Here is an 18,861-nt window from a genome sequence, read left to right on the forward strand (position 1 = left end):
GATATTTTCAACAAAAAAGTGCGGTCAAAAACACGCTCATTTTTAACCGCACTTATCCTCTACTCCGTTACGCCAAAACCACGTAATCCAACCACATGAACGTGTTCTTGGTTTCCTGAGATTTTACGTACCAGTTTATAAGTCGTTCCTTTTTCCGGGCTAATATTTTCCGGTGCGGCGATGAGGAGTTGCATATCTAGCCGTTCGCACAATTCAAATAAGGTGGAAATGGACTTGCCGTCAAGACGTGCAGCTTCATCAAGGAATAATAACCGGCAAGGCACAATATCTTTTCCACGAATGCGGCGGCTTTCTTCTTCCCAACTTTGCACCACCATTAAGAGAATTGACATCCCCGTACCGATCGCCTCGCCGGTTGATAATGCCCCACTTTCCGCACGTAACCAACCGTCTGCACCACGGAAAACTTCCACTTCCAATTCAAGATAATTGCGATAATCCAATAATTCTTCCCCGATGGTTTGTGCCGTGCGTTGCCCCATATCAATATGCGGGTTAATGCGTTGATAAAGCTTCGCCATTGCTTCAGAGAAAGTAATACGATTGTCATTAAATAAATCTTGGTATTCATCTTGCTGACCGGAAAGCGCATCCAGTAACATCGCGTGTGTATCACGGATATTAACCACAAGACGCACGGATTTCACCTGACCGAAAGCGATATTTTGTAAACCTTGGTTCAGCATACGAATACGGTTTTGCTCACGCTGAATGGTTTTACGCATAATATTCGCTACACTTTCGGAGCTTATCGCTAGTTTTTTCTCACGTCCGGTGAGTTCCGCCGTTAGACGGGAAAGCTCGATTTCCATTTGTTCAATAGCATCAATCGGATCATCGGTTTTAATAATATCTTGGCGGATACGTTCACGTAAATGTTGATAGACCGCAATAAAGAAGCGTACTTTATTTTCCGGTTTACGACTATCTTCTGATGCACGTAAGCTATCACGTAAATATTCGTTGTCCGCAACGGCCGTGCGTAATGCTCCTAATGCCTTATCCGACATTGAACGGAGTTCATCTGCGGACAAATAAGCCAGTTCACGGCGATTTAAGCGTTTTTCAACATCAGAATGACGGGATAAACGCAACACAACGCACCAACTCGCTTTTGCTGCGATGATCAACTCCCGCTGAGTTTTGTAATCACGCTCTGCTTTACGAATTCGACGATTTAAATTCTCTGCTTCACTCTCAATTAAGGTAAGTTGTTTTTCTACATAAGAACGTCTTTGGCGATTGATTGAAAGCTGTTGATTCAACTCATCACGTCGGATACGTGCTCGCTCTTCTGCCCCTTCATCGGCACGTACACCCAATTCGTCAATTTCGCTGATGAGTTCTTCTAATAGCTGACTTTTGCTGTCATAAGAACTTTGTAATCCAATGAAAACCTGATTATATTGGGCAAACTGAACTTGTTTTTGACGAAGTTGTTCACGTTGTGCATCTCGTTGGGTTTGCATTTGTTCCAAACGTTGGCGAAGTTGTTCGTTCAATTCTGAAGTTTCTGTCTGAACACGATCTTCATATGCAAAATGATGTTTACGTTGTACGACATCAGCCAAGGCAAAAACTCGTTGTTGAACTTGTTTTTGACGCTCAATAGCTTGCGTTAATTCGTTTTTCAGCTCTTCATAATGTTCCGGATCGCTTTGCAGACTATTGGCAATCGGTTCTAATTGTGACAACGTCATACCATATTGGCGAATAAACAATTCATCTTGCTCAGCAAGGTCTAATTGTTCACGACACTCCTCAATACGATCAATTAAATCTTCATCAGCCAATACGCTGAGTTGTGGAATTAATTTATTCAGCAATTGCATTTTTTCTTTTGCATTATCTAATTGAATACGTAATTGCTGTTCACCACTATTAAATTGATTTAATTCACGATCAATTTCATTGCGTTCACGATTGATTTCTGCCATTAATTCTTCTGGGTTTGGCTGGAACGCAAGAGCTAAATGTAAACCGACAAATTGACTGAAATGTTCGTGTAAACGTTGGCATTTTTGCACATCAAACGCAACTTGCGCATGATCTTCTGCAACTTCATCACGTTGAATTTCTAAAGCTGCTAAATGTTTTTCACGAGCTGCGCGCCCAAATAATGGAATTTCCGGGAATTTAGAATAACGTAATTCACGTTCCGATACTTGCACCACTACGCCAAGCTCAAGCTCCTGAGCGGATAGTACACTATCATCAAAAGCACTTGGATCACCTTCAATTAAATAAAGATCATCCGGGCAGTCATCAAGCTGGGTTAACTGTTCTCTTATAGCGTTTAAATCACGAACCACAATGGCATGCCGTGCCGGTCCGTAAAGTGCGGAGAAATATGGTGCATCTTCAATCGGTACATCATCATAAAGTTCAGAAAGCAATACACCGCCAAAACGTTCTGCAAGAGCATTTAAACGTGCATCTTCGGAGCCATCAGGTTGGCTTAAACGAGAAATTTGCTCATCTAATTGTTGGCGTCTTTGTTCAAGCTGATCACGTTGCATCGTCAATTCGCGTTCTTTCACGAGTTGCGCCTGCATAAAATTCATCACATCCTGACTATGTTGAAAAGTCTCACCACTCTGCTCTTCCAAACGTTCCAGTGCTGCTTGGGCAGTCAACCAGGCCGGTGCTTTGCGAGCATTTTCATCATAAAGTGCGGTTAAATTTTCACGTTTTTGGCGAAGCATTGAGCGAGCTTCCAGTTGTTCAGAAAGATCGGCAGAAAGCTCCTCTACTAACGCTTCTTGTTCCGCATGATAGGCTTCTAACTCATCAGCTGTTTCTAAATTTAAATCCGCCCGATGATTAAAATCATTTAATAATTTGACCGCACTTTGTTGTTGCGCATAACGTTGTTCCAATTCACTTAATTTGGCACGAAGTTGTGGCGTTTGTTGTGCCTGCAATTTTTGACTTGGGTATTCACGCAATAATTCTTTAGCACTTTCCCAAGCGGCAGATCGAGGTATATCGCCGGCAATTTTACAAACTAATTGGTAAGCCTTATCAAATTGGGATTTTGCCGCTTCAGAAATAGACATTTTATGTTCTAATTCCAATACCGTTTCCGTCAAACTTTCTGCGTGAGCTTCAAATTCTGCATGGTAATCTGCGACATTTTTTACATTCAGTTCGGCTAAACCGCATAAACTTTTCGCTTTTTCTAAAGCGGCAATCGCTTGTTGATATTGTAATGCGCGCGTTTGTTGAGCATCTAATGCTTGCTGATAATCGGCTAGTTGGCTGCGAACTTCATCAATTTCGCTCTCTGTTTGCTCAAACAGCGCTTGGCTTTCTTCAAGTTGCTCATTGGCCGTTTCCACAACGATTTTTTGCTCTTCTAAACGTTCGGAAAGCTCTGTAACATCTTCTTGATAACGAGATATTTTCTCTTGATGGCGAAGTGCGTTCAATACAAGATTCAAATGATCTTGCGCACTTTGGTGATCCACTTCCAAGGTACGTTCATTCTCTGCAAGTTCGGCAACTTCACGGCTTAAATCGATTAAACGGTGCTGTGAAAGCTCTTGCTCCGCCTTAGCTTTATACCATTCACGACGAAATTCCAGCGCCGCTTCAATATTGCCACGGCGTTCGTTCGCATTACGCATATAATCCGATGCCACATAATTGGTCGTTTCGGTGATTAAATGCTTGAATAAATCACGATCAGACTGAGTAACCTTAATGGCTTCCAACGTCATACGATTCTCACGTAATGCGCTTTCCATATCTTGGAAAGCTTTACGTACACCTAAATTTTCCGGCAATAAATAATCACGTAACGAACGGGTGATGGCACTTGAAATCCCGCCGTATAAGGAGGCTTCGATAAGTTTATAGAATTTGCTACGATCCGATGCAGAACGCAGGCGTTTTGGAATAATGCCGAGATCGAACATCATGCCATGATAATCACTGATGGAATGGTATTGTTTAAACTGCGCCCCGAGATTTTCAATCTTATCTTTAAGTTCGTTTAAATTCAGCACGCGTGCTTGACGTTCCCCTACGCTTTCGGTGAAAAGTGCGGTCGGATTTTGCGATAATTCTACGCCTTGAATAGAGAAAGTTTTTAAATCGACTTTTTTATCACGTCCGGCAACTTGTTGTAGCCGAACCCCTACAAGAATGCGTTGATGACGGGAATTTATGGTATCCAATACAGCGTAACAAACACCCGGACGTAATTTCCCGTGTAAACCTTTGTCGCGTGATCCACCGGTTGAACCGGCTTCTGTGGTGTTGCGGAAATGAAGTAATGTTAAATCCGGAATGAGCGCAGTAACAAAACCTGCCATGGTGGTTGATTTTCCTGCACCGTTACCGCCGGAAAGTGTCGTCACCAGCTCGTCTAAATCAAAAGTGCGGGCAAAAAAACCGTTCCAGTTGATTAAAGTTAATGAGCGAAATTTACCACGTTCAACCCCATGATTGATGATTGGCGTAACAAACTGGCTTTCTTCCATTTTTTCAATGTCTTGTTCCGGTGACTCGTGCTGTGCAATATCACTTTGCAATTCTAATACATCAGACATTATTCTTGTTCTCCTGCATCATCAAATTCTTCTTCAATTTCAACCGCACTTTCTTCGTCCATTTCTTCAGGCTGATGTTCTGTATTTGTCAGTGCTTGTTTTTCAAGTTGTAAAGATTGTGGTGTGGCGGCTTCCCCATCACGTATTAAACGGGCCTGCGCTTCTAGTGCATCATCACCGGAACGCACTTCTGCCCCAAAACGGAAAACCGACTCGGCGATCGTAAATTTGCCGCTATTTTGTTCCCCCACTGTATGAATCATTCCTAAACGGCGTAAACGACCAATTGCCGCACGCACTTTTTCTGCTAATTTTTGTTTATCTAAATCAGAACCGCTGGAACGTTGGTTTACTGCTTTTAATAATTTACTTTCATCCGCCAAGTTTAATAATTCGTCATACACTTCCTGTGTGCTAAAAATGCCCTGCTGCGCCAAACGTTCCGGGCTTAGATAGAGATAGCAAAGCACTTTTCCCACTAGCATTTCCAATTCGGAAAGTACCGAACGGGCAATCAGAGTGGTTGCTTTCGGGCGTAAATAGAAAAAGCCTTCAGGCGCACGAATAAGTTCCACATTATAGCGGCGATAAAAACCGTCCAACTCATTTTGGAAATCCATTAAAAAGGCGTGATTATCAAGCTGTTCCGTGCTGATATGGCGACCTGAACGCAAAAGGCTGTCCACCGTAGGAAATAGCGGATTCGCAATCGCCGTCGCAAGTTTTGGGGAAATTACATCTTGAAGATTATCTATCATGGTTTATTTCTCTTACTTTTTATATCCTGTCCCGGGATAATTAAATCTCTTTTAAAATTGACCGCACTTTAATACTTATCAATCACGTGAGCCTGTACCTCAGCACCTTGCTTGTTAATTTCTTTCCAATTCGGATAAACGCCGGATAAATCATCGTTTGCGATTCCTAAGCGTACCGCTTGATCCACAATAATACGGGCTACATCAAAATGACGGGAAAACGGATAGCTATCCAGTTGTTCTTTAAGTATCACACTTAAATCTATCGGACGATTATTTTCACGGTATTGAATCAACAAGTTTTGCATATGGTCAACAATCTGATCATGTAAATCCGCTAAAGATTCATATTGCAACGCTTCCGGTAATTCACCGAGAGCATCATCTTCACGTAGTACCATTTCTTCATCACGTAAATCAACGAGGCGATCCGCTTGTGCCGTCCATAAAAACCAAGGATGATCAAAATAATGATGGATAGACTGACGTAAACGTTGTGAAAAAACACGATTTTTATCCATATCAATAGCAGTACGGATAAACTTATGCACATGGCGGTCATAACCAATCCACAAATCAATGGCTTGCTGCCCCCAACTGATAATTCGATCGAGCTTCGATTGCAAATCGGTAATTAATTGATCAATAAAATACAAATCATCACGCTCAATCACACAATCTTGAATCCGCAATAATTGCGCTTGAAGTTTATCACCGGCTGCATTTAAGGTATCTTGTAATTCACGTAAATTACCCGAAGTTTCGTCCAACAAACGTTCACAACTTGAAATTGCCGCTTGCCAATCTTTGGTTAAAAGCTCGGCAATTTCCTCTTTAATGCTTTGTTGATTTTCATCCATAATACGTTGTGAAAGATCAATGCTATCAAAAATTTCAGCCACCGAATATTTCAAAGGGGCAAAGACATTTTTACGCCAATAATGCTCGCTTTCGTTATGTTGAGCGCCCTCCTCCGCTGAATTTGATGCCCTTTGTATTTCATCGGCAACGATGGAAAGCTGCACGGAAAGCCTTAACGTGGAAAATTCACGTTGGCGTATATAATAATCGGACACACCAACACCGAGTGGTGTTAGGCGATAGATTGCCAAGCCTTCAGTAAACTCGCTACTAAAACGATTCAATAAACGTTGTTTGACCAGCTCATTGATCGCATTATTGGCACGGGTGGCAATCGCATCAGTAGATTGATCGAAAGCATTAATAGTATGGCGAAAAATATCCACGAGATCGGCTTCTAACATCTCGCCGTCTAATTGCTCATTGTTATAAATAGCAATCGCCAACAAAAATACCAAACGCTCGGTGGGTAAATTCAGTGAAAACTCGCGTTCTTTTGCCCAAGAGACGAGTTCTGGAATGGTTTGTGATGTCTCAATCATTGATAATGATAGCGTGTTAAAATTGAACAAAAAATTGGAATGATTATACAGGAATTTTTGCGGATCTTAAAAATCTTCTTTTGAATTGACCGTACTTTCCCTTTTTCACGTATAATATGCCCCTTTTATAAATATAAACAAGCCAAAAAACAGAATGAGCGAATTAACCCAACAAGAAAAAAAACAAAACTATAATTTCAATAAATTACAGAAACGCTTGCGCCGCAACGTAGGAAATGCGATTGCAGATTTCGGTATGATAGAAGATGGCGACAAGGTGATGGTATGCTTATCTGGCGGAAAAGACAGTTATACGCTTTTAGACATTTTGTTAAATTTACAACAAAGTGCTCCCGTTAAGTTTGATATTGTGGCAGTAAATCTTGATCAAAAACAACCGGGTTTTCCGGAGCACGTTTTGCCGACTTATTTAGAAAGTATAGGGGTGGATTACAAAATCGTGCAAGAAAACACCTACGGCATTGTGAAAGAAAAAATTCCGGAAGGCAAAACCACTTGTTCGCTCTGTTCCCGCCTACGTCGTGGCATTTTATACCGTACTGCCACAGAATTGGGGGCGACAAAAATCGCGCTTGGCCATCACCGTGATGATATGTTGGCTACCCTGTTTTTAAATATGTTTTACGGCGGAAAATTAAAATCTATGCCGCCAAAATTAATTTCAGATGATGGGAAACAAATCGTCATTCGTCCATTGGCTTACTGCAAAGAAAAAGATATTGAAAAATATGCGGTGACGAAAAAATTTCCGATTATCCCTTGTAATTTATGTGGTTCTCAACCGAATTTACAACGCCAAGTGGTAAAAGAAATGCTCAATACTTGGGATCGACAATATCCGGGACGTTTAGAAACCATGTTCAGCGCAATGCAAAACATCACGTTGTCACATTTGTGCGATCCGAAACTCTTTGATTTTAAAAATATTCAACATGGACAACCATTAGAAGGTGTTGAAGGTGATACAGCATTTGATGAAGAACGAATTGAACCGATGCAATTTGATAATGAAGAATCCATAGATTTTTCTGTTCAAGAAATGATTAGTTTTAAAGAAGTAAAATGACATGATTGAAGTACAAGGAAAACAAATTGAAACCGATTCATCCGGTTATCTCACTAATACCCACGACTGGAATGAAGAGGTTGCTAAAGCCATAGCACAGCAGGAAAATATTGAACTTTCGCCTGCTCATTGGGAAGTTATCTATTTTGTACGGGATTTTTATCAAGAATATAACACCTCGCCGGCAATCAGAATGCTTGTGAAAGCCATGGCGGATAAACTCGGAGCAGATAAAGGAAACAGTCGTTATTTACAACGTCTTTTCCCGGAAGGCCCGGCAAAACAAGCAACAAAACTCGCCGGTTTACCTAAACCGGCAAAATGCCTTTGAAACTACGCAGTATGTCTATCTTTGCATTTGCCACATCATACCGAAACGAATAAGAAAAACGACCGCACTTTTGCGGTCTTTTATTTTTACCACACAAGGTTTATTAAAATAATTCATAAATTTATTGAAAATAATGAGTTTGCATAATAATAAGAAATACCTCATCCTATCTTCGTTCAGACGTTTAGCCGTCTAAATTACCACAACATCATAGATGAGGAATTATTATGACAACATTTCATTTATCCGGTTTTCCACGTGTTGGTGCAAAACGTGAACTTAAATTTGCACAAGAACGTTATTGGCGTGGCGAAATTGCTGAGCAAGATTTATTAGATATTGCCAAAGCATTACGTGAGATCAACTGGAAACACCAAGCGGAAGCCAACGCAGATTACGTTGCCGTTGCGGATTTTACCTTCTACGATCATATTTTAGATTTACAAGTCGCTACCGGCGCAATTCCTGCCCGTTTTGGTTTTGATAGTCAAAATCTTACACTTGATCAATATTTCCAATTGGCACGTGGGAACAAAGCACAATTTGCCATCGAAATGACTAAATGGTTTGACACCAACTATCACTACCTTGTACCTGAATTTCAGGTCGATACTCAATTTAAAGCAAATCCTACACATTATGTACAACAAATTCGTGAAGCCAAAACCCTTGGATTAAATGCTAAACCGACGATTGTCGGGCCATTAACTTTCTTATGGTTAGGAAAAGAAAAAGGTTCGCTATTTAACCGTTTTGACTTATTGAATAAACTGCTCCCTGTTTATGTCGAAATCTTAAATGCCCTAGCAAAAGAAGGCGTGGACTATATTCAAATTGACGAGCCTGCGTTAGCAGTTGATTTACCCGCACAATGGCTTTCAGCATACAAGGAAGTTTATGCCACATTAACCAAACAAGTCGAGACAAAATTATTATTGGCAACTTATTTTGGCTCCGTAGCAGAACACGCCGATTTATTAAAATCTTTACCTGTCGCCGGTTTACATCTTGACTTAGTACGAGCACCTGAACAGATTGCGGCTTTTGTTGATTATGACAAAATTTTATCTGTCGGCATTATTGACGGTCGTAATATTTGGCGGGCAAATTTAAACCAAGTGTTAGATCTTGTGGAACCATTAAAAGCGAAATTAGGTGAGCGTTTATGGATTGCACCAAGCTGCTCCCTACTCCACACACCTTATGACTTATCAATCGAAACCCAATTACAGACAAACAAACCGGAACTTTATCACTGGCTTTCTTTCTGTTTACAAAAAATTCAAGAATTACGTGTTATTAAGACCGCACTTGAGCAAGATCGCCAGTCAGTTAAAGCGGAAATTGATGCCAGCCAAGCTGCCGCTGATGCAAGAGCGAATTCAAAAACAATTCATCGTCCTGAGGTTGCGGCACGTTTAGCAAGCCTGCCAAAAGGTGCGGCTCAACGAAAATCGCCGTTTGCAGAAAGAATTAAATTACAAAATGACTGGTTAAATCTTCCTCTACTACCAACCACAAGTATCGGTTCTTTTCCGCAAACTAAAGAGATTCGCTTCGCTCGTGCCGCGTTCAAAAAAGGCGATTTAAGCCTTGCAGATTACGAAGCCGCAATGAAGAAAGAAATTGAATTGGTCGTACGTGAACAAGAGAAATTAGATTTAGATGTACTGGTTCACGGTGAGGCGGAACGGAACGATATGGTGGAATACTTCGGTGAATTACTAGAAGGTTTTGCTTTCACTAAGTTCGGTTGGGTGCAAAGCTATGGCTCCCGTTGCGTAAAACCACCGGTGATTTATGGTGATGTGGTTCGCCCTGAAGCTATGACAGTACGCTGGTCCAAATATGCTCAAAGCTTAACTAAAAAAGTAATGAAAGGTATGCTAACAGGGCCGGTCACCATTTTACAATGGTCTTTTGTTCGCAACGATATTCCTCGTTCAACGGTTTGTAAACAGATTGCTGTCGCACTTTCCGATGAAGTATTAGATTTAGAAAAAGCCGGTATTAAAGTGATTCAAATTGATGAACCCGCTATTCGAGAAGGCTTACCGCTCAAACGGGCAGATTGGGATAGCTATTTACAATGGGCTGGAGAGGCATTCCGTTTAAGTTCGATGGGATGTCAGGATGATACGCAAATTCACACCCATATGTGTTATTCCGAATTTAATGACATTTTACCGGCTATTGCCGCTTTAGATGCGGATGTGATTACCATTGAAACATCTCGTTCTGATATGGAACTCCTCACGGCTTTTGCGGATTTCAAATACCCGAACGATATTGGTCCTGGTGTGTACGATATTCATAGCCCACGTGTTCCAACCGAAGTTGAAATCGAACATTTATTACGTAAAGCGTTACAAGTGGTACCCAAAGAACGGCTATGGGTTAATCCGGATTGCGGCTTAAAAACCCGAGGTTGGCAAGAAACCCTTGAGCAATTAAAGGTGATGGTGAATGTCACGAAAAAATTACGTACAGAGTTAGCAAATTAGCAAAGTAGATCCGCCCGTAAAACGGGCGGTGCTGTGATTAAAGGGCTAAATTTTAAGCAACAGTCAAGTCTTTAACTTCTGTCTGCTCATTTACCGTTTTAATCACTCCAATGGCGTGTTGGCAACTTTGTTTTGTTGTATAGCCTTCACCACTTGTCGCGATAGATTGGTGATTACCTGCTTTCAATCTCCAGCGAAATTCCCCTTTCGCATCTTTATAAATTTCAAAATACATAGGAGCTCCTTATGCACCAAATGAAAGAATATACCTTATACTTATCATTTTGAGGGTCAAACTTGAGTGATCAATATTTTTGCCGATACACCAAAGCAAGACAAAGAAAAAATAAAGGCGGTTTCCCTAGCAACCTACGAATGTGAAATTACCCAATCAATTCACATTCCGGTAAAAGATACCTTGTGGTTAGCAAAGGCGAGCAAAAGAATAGCACAGCGATTTTCATCTTCAACAAAATCATTTTAATTTTGAGGTATATCTCACATTTTTATAAGTAAGTTTTTCATCAAAACCAAATAAATACTTATAAATAATGAACTTTTTTATTATTTACTTAGTCGAATACTGCACACCATATACAAAACTAGGAGTCAAACTATGAAGCTTAATAAAACCACAATGATTGCATTAACCGCAGCTGCATTAATACCTTTAACATCTCAGGCTACCGTTATGAAAGATAGCTCTACAGATGAATTAACTAAAATTGTTTATGTATGCGAAAACAATAAAACATTAGACGTTGTATTTGTTAATACAGAGAAAAGTTCTTACGCAATCATTAATGATATGAACGAATTAATTCCTATGCAAATTCAAAAAAGCGCCTCCGGTGCAATTTACAAAGCAATTAATAAAAACTACACAAATGAGCTCCTCACAAAAGGTAATACCGCTACACTTATGGGTGATAATAAAGTAATCCTTTCCAACTGTGTAACGGAATAAAAACCAAACCAGATAAATAAGCCCTGCACTGCGGGGCTATTTTTATACCTAAAACTTGGAGAAATAGAATGAAACATCACAAACTATTCACTAATGAAGGGCTTATTCACTCTCATGATATTTCGTCTTTGGGCAACAAAGATTATCGCAGCAATGATTTGACACCCAGCATCCTTTCGGATTGAGATAACCGCACTGCAAGCCGTTCCAAACGGCTTTTTATAGGAATAACACAATGAAAAAACACTCAACCGGTGAAAATAAAGCGTTTTTAGGCAACAAAAAAACCGCTATTAAAGCGGCTTTCTATATTTAAAATTCTGTTTGGTGCCTAGGGTCGGACTCGAACCGACACGGTTATTCACCGGCGGATTTTGAATCCGCTGCGTCTACCAATTTCGCCACCCAGGCTTGGGAATGAGGTGGATTATACGCATATACAGACTCGTATCAAGTAAAAAATGTTAGATTTTATTTATTTGATTTAAAATTAAACAAAAATAAATCTTATCTATGAATTGCTAAGAAAGAAAATACCGCCATACAAATGCGCTAATCAAAATACACAATACCACCAAAATTTGAATCAATCTTTTCTTTGTTAATTTTTCTGCTGCCATCTTCTGAAAATCCCTATTTAGTGTTAAAATCTTTGAGCTAGATCAATTTTACATTATTATTTTAAAAAATCTGAGGGTTAAATGAAAAATTTCATTTCGGAAACTAAGGCTGGATGTCGGACTCAACTAGGAGGTGGAGCTATTCATTGCCAGGATTGCAGTATCAGCCAACTTTGTATTCCTTTCACATTAAGTGAACATGAACTTGATCAACTAGATAATATTATTGAACGTAAAAAACCCATTCAAAAATCGCAAATATTATTTAAAGCAGGTGACAAACTGAGCTCTATTTATGCTATTCGTTCCGGCACAATTAAAAGCTATACAGTTAGTGAAACAGGTGAAGAGCAAATTACTTCTTTTCATTTGCCGGGCGATGTAGTGGGCTTTGATGCTATCACGAATATGCAGCATCCTAGCTTTGCACAAGCCTTAGAAACATCCATGGTGTGTGAAATACCCTTTGATATTTTAGATGACCTTTCAGGAAAAATGCCTAAACTTCGCCATCAAATAATTCGTTTAATGAGTAGTGAAATCAAAAGAGATCAGGAAATGATCTTATTACTTTCCAAAATGAATGCCGAAGAACGTCTTGCCGCATTTATCCATAATCTTTCCAGACGCTACTCTCTCCGTGGTTTCTCCGCAAAAGAATTTCGTTTAACGATGACTCGTGGCGATATTGGTAATTACCTTGGCTTAACCGTGGAAACCATCAGTCGTCTATTAGGCCGTTTCCAAAAATTAGGTGTCCTTTCTGTACAAGGAAAATACATTATAATAAATAATATCAATGAGTTAATTGAGCTTTCCGGTATACATAAAACAAAAATCACCATGAGCGAATAAAAGTTGAGTATGGGATCACTCTCTTTTTTAAGGTTCTTTTCTTGTCATATCATAAATTCTTTTTTATGCTATAAGCATAACCAAGGAGATTATTATGAAATTTAAAAATATCCTAGTTGTTCTCAATCCGGATAATGAAAAACAGTATGCTCTAGCTCGCGCGGTTCGCCTGGTAAAAGAGCAAGAAAGTATTGAAAAAGTAAAAATCACAACATTATTAACCGTTTATGATTTATCTTATGAAATGACAGCCTTACTGTCTTCTGATGAACGTGAGGAAATGCATAAAACAGCGATTGAACAACATCGCCAAGCGGTTCAATTTTATCTAGATAAATACGCAGATCCACAAATTGAATTTGAGTCTCATATTGTTTGGAACAGTAATGAAGCTGAAGGTATTCGTGAAGAAGTTGAAAAAAATCAATATGATTTAGTTGTGAAATATACTAAAGATGAGGAAAGTTTAACTTCTCTTATCTTTACTCCGGTAGATTGGCAATTGTTACGCAAATGCCCTGTTCCTGTACTTATGGTTCGTGACGGTGATTGGAAACATCAACGCCGAATTCTCATTGCCGTAAATGTATCCGGTGAACAGGATTATCAAGATGAATTTAATCAAGAGCTTGTCGCAACCGGTATTTCCCTCGCCGAAAGACTAAACCGTGGGAATGTTCACCTTGTTGCGGCCTATCCTGTTACCCCAATTAACATGGCAATCGATTTACCCGAATTTAATACCCTCGGCTATGAAAATAGCATTCGCGGACAACATTTAATTAATATGAAAGCCTTACGTCAAAAATTCGGCATTGATGAAGATCATACGCACGTATATGAAGGTTTTCCTGAAGATGTTATCCCTGAGGTAGCACAAAAAATTGAAGCCGAACTGGTCATTCTCGGTACTGTCGGTCGCACAGGTTTATCTGCTGCATTACTTGGTAACACTGCAGAACATGTTATCAGCAAATTAAATTGCAATTTACTTGCGATTAAACCTTCCAAAAAAGAAGCCTAATTACAAAAAAGTGCGGTCATTTAAAATGTTATTTTTTCTGACCGCACTTTTTTTGTGATCTATTTCACAAATTTAAAAAAAATTACTCGATCATCTTCCACTTTTCCTCTATATTCCCCACCCCATTTTTAAGAATCATTTTCATTTATAAGGAGAAACATAATGAAAAAAAATCTGATCCTAGGGCTAGCCTTTTTTGTCGGTAGTGTACAAGCGCACGAGGTCTGGGTATCCGCACCAGAACGACTAAAAGCAGAAAATATTTTAAAAGCAGAGCTTGCTTATGGAGACTACCCTTATGTTGAAAAAATCCCAGAGGCCCGCTTACATATTTTTGCACCAATGGAAATCATCAACCAAAATGGCGAGCATCAAGCCTTGATCCAAAAAGGTGAAAACTATCAATATCAATCTGAAAAACCTTTAAAATCAGGTTCTTATTGGGTTACCGCAACCTACAAACCGACTTTTTGGTCACAAAATGCTGAAGGCTGGAAGATGGATAATATGAAAGCGACACCAAATGCGACTTACTGCGAACAAACTCAAATGTTTAGTAAAAGCCTTCTGACTGTGGGAAAACAGCCTTTAAATGCAGAAATGGCAATGACCCGTGTGGGATTACCTCTTGAAATTGTGCCTTTGAAAGATCCAAGCAAAGCAAAATCCGGTGAACCCTTCCCTGTTCAAATTTTCTATAATGAAATGCCATTAGCAGGAGAAACTGTGATTGCAACGGCGGATACCGTGATTGTGAAAGATTTAGAAGCTGCAACCGGTCATCGTGAACCTCAAGGCTTTTCCGGTAAAACAGATAGTCAGGGACGAGTTAATATCATTCCGTTAATCGATGGTATTTGGAAAATTAAAGTCGTTCATAAAACGCCATTTACCGATCAAAATATTTGCCAGAAATCGGCAAGCTATTCAACCTTAATTCTTCCTGTCGGAAAAGGCTTGGATAAGCTCCCTCCGAAACCTGAACATCATCACTAAAAGCAAAAGTGCGGTTAAAATTAACCGCACTTTTTATCTTCTATTTTTTCCGTTCAATCCATTTTCCGTCAATAAAATCAACAATCCATTTTGTTGCCTTACCGTCTTTTTCTGACGTGACATATTGTTTTTTCTCTTTACGGCTAAAACGGATAATGGCTTCATTCCCTTCCGGATCTTTTGTTGGTGCATCTGCAAGATAGGCCAATTTTTCCGGCAAACGATCCCGATATAATGCTAATTCAGCAACTTTTGCAGGGCGTGTTTCACGGGATTTTGGGAAATTATGGGCTGACATAAATACCCCACTTGCACCATCACGTAATACAAAATAAGCATCAGATTTTTCGCATTTCAATTCAGGGAAATGTACCGGTTCTTCTTTTGGTGGGGCAACCTCACCATTTTTCAAAATTTTGCGTGTATTATCGCACTTTGTACAAGCCATATATTTGCCGAAACGACCTAATTTTAAGTGCATATCCGCATCACATTTGTCGCATTCAACAATTGGCCCGTCATAGCCTTTAATTTTAAAAGAACCTTCTTCAATCAAATAGCCATCACAATTTGGATTGTTACCACAAATATGAATTTTACGATTCGCATCAATAACATAGCTGTCCATCGCCGTATCACATTTTGGACAACGTTTACGTTCCATCAATGCTTTGGTTTCAGAGGATTCATCCAATACGTTTAATAATTCCGCCTCAGGAATTAAATTAATCGTAGTTTTGCAGCGTTCTTTAGGCGGTAAAGCATAGCCGGTACAACCTAAAAATACCCCGGTGCTTGCCGTACGAATCGCCATATTTCTGCCACAGGTTGGACACTTAATATCAGTTTCCACTAAGCTATTTGGACGCATGCCCCCTTCCAGTTCATCCAGTTCCGCTTTTGATAACTGATTGGAAAAATCTTTGAAAAATTGATTTAATTCCGTTTTCCAATTCGCTGAACCTGAAGCAATCTGATCAAGCACATTTTCCATATTGGCCGTGAAGTCAAAATTCATCAAATCACCAAAAGATTCATTTAGGCGATCAGTGACGATTTCCCCCATTTTTTCGGCATAAAAACGGCGGTTTTCCGTTCTCACATAGCCACGTTCTTGAATCGTCGAAATAATTGCCGCATAAGTAGAAGGACGGCCAATGCCCCGTTTCTCTAATTCTTTTACGAGAGCGGCTTCAGTAAAACGAGCCGGTGGTTTAGTGAAATGTTGGCTGGGTTGTACTTCCTTTAATGCCAATTTTTCAGAAACATTGACTTCAGGCAATTCCTGATCTTCGGGATTTTTTCCGATTTGCGGTAAGACTTTCGTCCAACCATCAAAACGCAAAATTCTCCCTTTGGCTTTTAACGTATAGTCACCGGCGGTAACAGTGAGCGTGCTACTATCATATTGTGCCGGTGGCATTTGGCAGGCTAAAAATTGACGCCAAATTAAATCATAAAGACGCACCGCATCTTTTTCCATTCCTTCCAAATGTTCCGGTAATGTATTCACATCGGATGGACGAATCGCTTCATGGGCTTCTTGCGCATTTTCTTTACTGGAATAAAAATTCGGTTTTGCCGGTAAATATTGTTCACCAAAACGATTTTCAATATAGCGACGAGCCATATTGAGCGCATCTTGGCTCAAATTTGTCGAGTCCGTACGCATATAAGTGATATAGCCTGCCTCATAAAGACGTTGTGCAAGCATCATGGTTTTTTTCACACCAAAGCTCAAACGAGTACTCGCTGTTTGTTGTAAGGTTGATGTGATAAAAGGCGCACGAGGGCGTGAACTGGTGGGTTTGGTTTCGAGATCTGTGACAACGTAATCGGAAACCTTTAAAAAATCGACCGCACTTTGTGCATCCTTTTGATTTTTAGGATCAAATTTCTTGCCTTTATACTCTGCGACATCCAAACGAATATTTTCTTTGCCTAAGGTTTGAGTGAGAACGGCCACTTCCCAGTATTCTTCCGGTTGGAATGCTTTAATTTCCCGTTCACGTTCCACTAACAGTTTCACTGCAACAGATTGAACACGTCCGGCTGATAAGCCCCGAGCAATTTTTTTCCATAAAAGTGGCGAAACCATAAAGCCCACAACCCGATCTAAGAATCGGCGTGTTTGTTGAGCATTGACACGATCCATATTCAAATGTTCCGGTTTATCAAAGGCTTGCTTGATCGCATTTTTGGTGATTTCATTAAATACCACACGGCTAAAACGCTCATCATCACCACCAATTACCTCTCGCAGATGCCAGGCAATGGCCTCCCCTTCTCTATCCAAATCGGTGGCGAGATAAATATGATCGGCTTTTTTGGCAAGATTTTTTAATTCCGCCACTACTTTTTCTTTACCCGGCAGAATTTGATAGTTCGCTTGCCAATCGTGGTAAGGATCAATCCCCATGCGTTTCACAAGGGCATTGCGTTCCTTCTCTGCTTTCACCTTTGCTTTTTCGTCCGCACTCATCCCTTTCGTTGAAATGGGTTTGGCTTTTTCGCCGGTACTTGCACCCACTGTCGGTAAATCACGAATATGTCCAACACTGGATTTCACCACATATTGATTCCCGAGATATTTATTAATGGTTTTCGCCTTTGCCGGTGACTCGACAATCACCAAAGATTTACTCATTTGATTACCTAACTTTTGCTAGCATTTTGTAAAATTGGCGGTATAGTGCAAACTTACGCTAGCAAAATCAAGTTTTTTTTGAAAAAAGGGATATAAATGGACAAACTCAATGCGATTTCTATTTTTTGTAAGGTTGTCGAAACACAAAGTTTTACACAAGCGGCAACACAACAAAATATTTCTGTCGCAATGGCAAGTAAATTGGTTTCTCAGTTGGAAGAACATCTCAAAACCCGTTTGTTACAACGTACCACAAGAAAAATTATGCCCACGGAAGCCGGCATGATGTATTACCAACGTTGCCAAGGTATTTTGCAAGATTTAGATGAAGCGGATGCAAGTATTAGCAATATGACCACAAGCCTGCAAGGTAATTTGCTGATTTCCGTACCTCGAGATTTCGGGCTATTATTCATCTCCCCGAATCTCCCTATGTTTATTGCGGCACACCCCAATTTACACGTTGAAGTGGAATTTAATGATAAAAAAATAGATTTACTTGCGGAAGGCTACGACCTCGCTTTACGCATTGGCTATATGCAAGACAGTTCTTTGGTTGCCCGTAAAATTAGTACCTCCACCATTCACTTTGCCGCCTCTCCCCGTTATCTTGAACGATATGGTATGCCAACTACCCCTAATGACTTAGAACAGCATGAAGGGCTACTTTATAAAAGCACGTTAAATCAAGTGAATTGGCAAGGGGCACGACTAAATCAAACACAACGTTTTAAAATTAAATCGAAAGTCGTAAGCAATAATGGGTTAGCCCTGTTAGATATGGCAAAAGCTGGACTAGGGATTGTAAATTTACCCCGTTTTATTCTTGGGGATGCCTTTGAAAGCGGCGAATTAGTGGAAATTTTACCGGAATACAAGCAACAAGAATTGGAAATTCATGTAGTGTACCCAAACCGCCGACACTTACCGGCAAAAGTGCGGGCATTTATTGAGTTTTTGGCGAGTTTAGGGCTGTGTTCTGAAATTTAATTTGGGGTTTATTTGTAGGAATACACGGCGAGTGTCCATTAAATATTGGAGAAAAACAATCCCCAATCCGTCTTGCCTAAGGCGTCATATTTATAGTGCCAG

12 protein-coding genes, 1 tRNA gene and 1 pseudogene are annotated in these 18,861 nt (G+C 40.0%); 8 read left to right on the forward strand and 6 right to left on the reverse strand.

What is annotated here, in order from left to right; genetic code table 11:
* Positions 1-59: 59 nt before the first annotated feature.
* The 3 genes and pseudogenes from mukB to mukF all read right to left on the reverse strand — a co-directional run.
* Positions 60-4,475 (reverse strand): annotated as a pseudogene (gene mukB / locus BKG94_RS06865) (chromosome partition protein MukB); the annotation flags it as partial.
* Positions 4,476-4,576: 101 nt separating this feature from the next.
* Positions 4,577-5,335 (reverse strand): chromosome partition protein MukE, encoded by a 759-nt coding sequence (gene mukE / locus BKG94_RS06870; protein WP_077435553.1) that lies wholly within the window; start codon positions 5,333-5,335, stop codon positions 4,577-4,579.
* 68 nt (positions 5,336-5,403) lie between these two features.
* Entirely contained in the window at positions 5,404-6,738 is a 1,335-nt protein-coding gene (mukF, locus tag BKG94_RS06875; RefSeq protein WP_077435555.1) for a chromosome partition protein MukF, read from the reverse strand.
* Positions 6,739-6,892: 154 nt separating this feature from the next.
* On the opposite strand from mukF, the gene ttcA reads away from it, so the two are divergent.
* The 3 genes from ttcA to metE all read left to right on the forward strand — a co-directional run bounded on the left by ttcA (position 6,893) and on the right by metE (position 10,660).
* Positions 6,893-7,825 carry a tRNA 2-thiocytidine(32) synthetase TtcA gene (ttcA, locus tag BKG94_RS06880; RefSeq protein ID WP_077435557.1) on the forward strand — a complete coding sequence of 311 codons (933 nt, stop codon included), beginning with the start codon at positions 6,893-6,895 and terminating at the stop codon, positions 7,823-7,825.
* A gap of 1 nt (position 7,826) precedes the next feature.
* On the forward strand, positions 7,827-8,156 hold the full coding sequence (locus BKG94_RS06885) for a TusE/DsrC/DsvC family sulfur relay protein (RefSeq protein WP_077435559.1): 330 nt from the start codon (positions 7,827-7,829) through the stop codon (positions 8,154-8,156).
* Positions 8,157-8,383: 227 nt separating this feature from the next.
* The gene (gene metE, locus BKG94_RS06890) at positions 8,384-10,660 is read left to right on the forward strand and encodes a 5-methyltetrahydropteroyltriglutamate--homocysteine S-methyltransferase (RefSeq protein WP_077435561.1); all 2,277 of its coding nucleotides are present in this window, start codon (positions 8,384-8,386) and stop codon (positions 10,658-10,660) included.
* Positions 10,661-10,712: 52 nt separating this feature from the next.
* Here the strand turns inward: metE and BKG94_RS06895 are convergent, their stop codons facing one another.
* Complete coding sequence (locus tag BKG94_RS06895; RefSeq protein ID WP_018356020.1) at positions 10,713-10,895, reverse strand: YegP family protein; 183 nt, start codon at positions 10,893-10,895, stop codon at positions 10,713-10,715.
* Between the two features lie 381 nt (positions 10,896-11,276).
* On the opposite strand from BKG94_RS06895, the gene BKG94_RS06905 reads away from it, so the two are divergent.
* Positions 11,277-11,627, forward strand: coding sequence for an MliC family protein (locus tag BKG94_RS06905; RefSeq protein ID WP_077435565.1), 351 nt, complete (start codon positions 11,277-11,279; stop codon positions 11,625-11,627).
* Positions 11,628-11,952: 325 nt separating this feature from the next.
* Here the strand turns inward: BKG94_RS06905 and BKG94_RS06910 are convergent.
* Positions 11,953-12,038, reverse strand: a tRNA-Leu gene (locus BKG94_RS06910).
* 290 nt (positions 12,039-12,328) lie between these two features.
* Here BKG94_RS06910 and BKG94_RS06915 point away from each other — a divergent pair.
* The 3 genes from BKG94_RS06915 to BKG94_RS06925 all read left to right on the forward strand — a co-directional run bounded on the left by BKG94_RS06915 (position 12,329) and on the right by BKG94_RS06925 (position 15,122).
* Entirely contained in the window at positions 12,329-13,102 is a 774-nt protein-coding gene (locus tag BKG94_RS06915) for an FNR family transcription factor (protein WP_077435567.1), read from the forward strand.
* Positions 13,103-13,196: 94 nt separating this feature from the next.
* On the forward strand, positions 13,197-14,126 hold the full coding sequence (uspE, locus tag BKG94_RS06920; RefSeq protein ID WP_077435569.1) for a universal stress protein UspE: 930 nt from the start codon (positions 13,197-13,199) through the stop codon (positions 14,124-14,126).
* Between the two features lie 162 nt (positions 14,127-14,288).
* Positions 14,289-15,122 (forward strand): DUF4198 domain-containing protein, encoded by an 834-nt coding sequence (locus BKG94_RS06925; protein ID WP_077435571.1) that lies wholly within the window; start codon positions 14,289-14,291, stop codon positions 15,120-15,122.
* 40 nt (positions 15,123-15,162) lie between these two features.
* On the opposite strand, the gene topA is transcribed toward BKG94_RS06925, so the two are convergent.
* Positions 15,163-17,769 carry a type I DNA topoisomerase gene (topA, locus tag BKG94_RS06930; protein ID WP_077435573.1) on the reverse strand — a complete coding sequence of 869 codons (2,607 nt, stop codon included), beginning with the start codon at positions 17,767-17,769 and terminating at the stop codon, positions 15,163-15,165.
* A 96-nt stretch (positions 17,770-17,865) separates the two neighbouring features.
* On the opposite strand from topA, the gene BKG94_RS06935 reads away from it, so the two are divergent.
* On the forward strand, positions 17,866-18,759 hold the full coding sequence (locus BKG94_RS06935; protein WP_077435575.1) for a LysR family transcriptional regulator: 894 nt from the start codon (positions 17,866-17,868) through the stop codon (positions 18,757-18,759).
* The last annotated feature ends 102 nt before the right edge of the window (positions 18,760-18,861 follow it).

Source organism: Rodentibacter ratti (genome assembly GCF_002000485.1).
Classification (GTDB): domain Bacteria; phylum Pseudomonadota; class Gammaproteobacteria; order Enterobacterales; family Pasteurellaceae; genus Rodentibacter; species Rodentibacter ratti.

What these genes read in the sequence shown, in the direction of transcription:
- BKG94_RS06885 (WP_077435559.1), top strand. Translation starts at nt 7,827, where the DNA reads ATGATTGAAGTACAAGGAAAACAAATTGAAACCGATTCATCCGGTTAT.
- metE (WP_077435561.1), top strand. Translation starts at nt 8,384, where the DNA reads ATGACAACATTTCATTTATCCGGTTTTCCACGTGTTGGTGCAAAACGT.
- BKG94_RS06905 (WP_077435565.1), top strand. Translation starts at nt 11,277, where the DNA reads ATGAAGCTTAATAAAACCACAATGATTGCATTAACCGCAGCTGCATTA.
- uspE (WP_077435569.1), top strand. Translation starts at nt 13,197, where the DNA reads ATGAAATTTAAAAATATCCTAGTTGTTCTCAATCCGGATAATGAAAAA.
- mukE (WP_077435553.1), bottom strand. Translation starts at nt 5,335, where the DNA reads ATGATAGATAATCTTCAAGATGTAATTTCCCCAAAACTTGCGACGGCG.
- topA (WP_077435573.1), bottom strand. Translation starts at nt 17,769, where the DNA reads ATGAGTAAATCTTTGGTGATTGTCGAGTCACCGGCAAAGGCGAAAACC.
- BKG94_RS06895 (WP_018356020.1), bottom strand. Translation starts at nt 10,895, where the DNA reads ATGTATTTTGAAATTTATAAAGATGCGAAAGGGGAATTTCGCTGGAGA.
- BKG94_RS06915 (WP_077435567.1), top strand. Translation starts at nt 12,329, where the DNA reads ATGAAAAATTTCATTTCGGAAACTAAGGCTGGATGTCGGACTCAACTA.
- ttcA (WP_077435557.1), top strand. Translation starts at nt 6,893, where the DNA reads ATGAGCGAATTAACCCAACAAGAAAAAAAACAAAACTATAATTTCAAT.
- mukF (WP_077435555.1), bottom strand. Translation starts at nt 6,738, where the DNA reads ATGATTGAGACATCACAAACCATTCCAGAACTCGTCTCTTGGGCAAAA.
- BKG94_RS06935 (WP_077435575.1), top strand. Translation starts at nt 17,866, where the DNA reads ATGGACAAACTCAATGCGATTTCTATTTTTTGTAAGGTTGTCGAAACA.
- BKG94_RS06925 (WP_077435571.1), top strand. Translation starts at nt 14,289, where the DNA reads ATGAAAAAAAATCTGATCCTAGGGCTAGCCTTTTTTGTCGGTAGTGTA.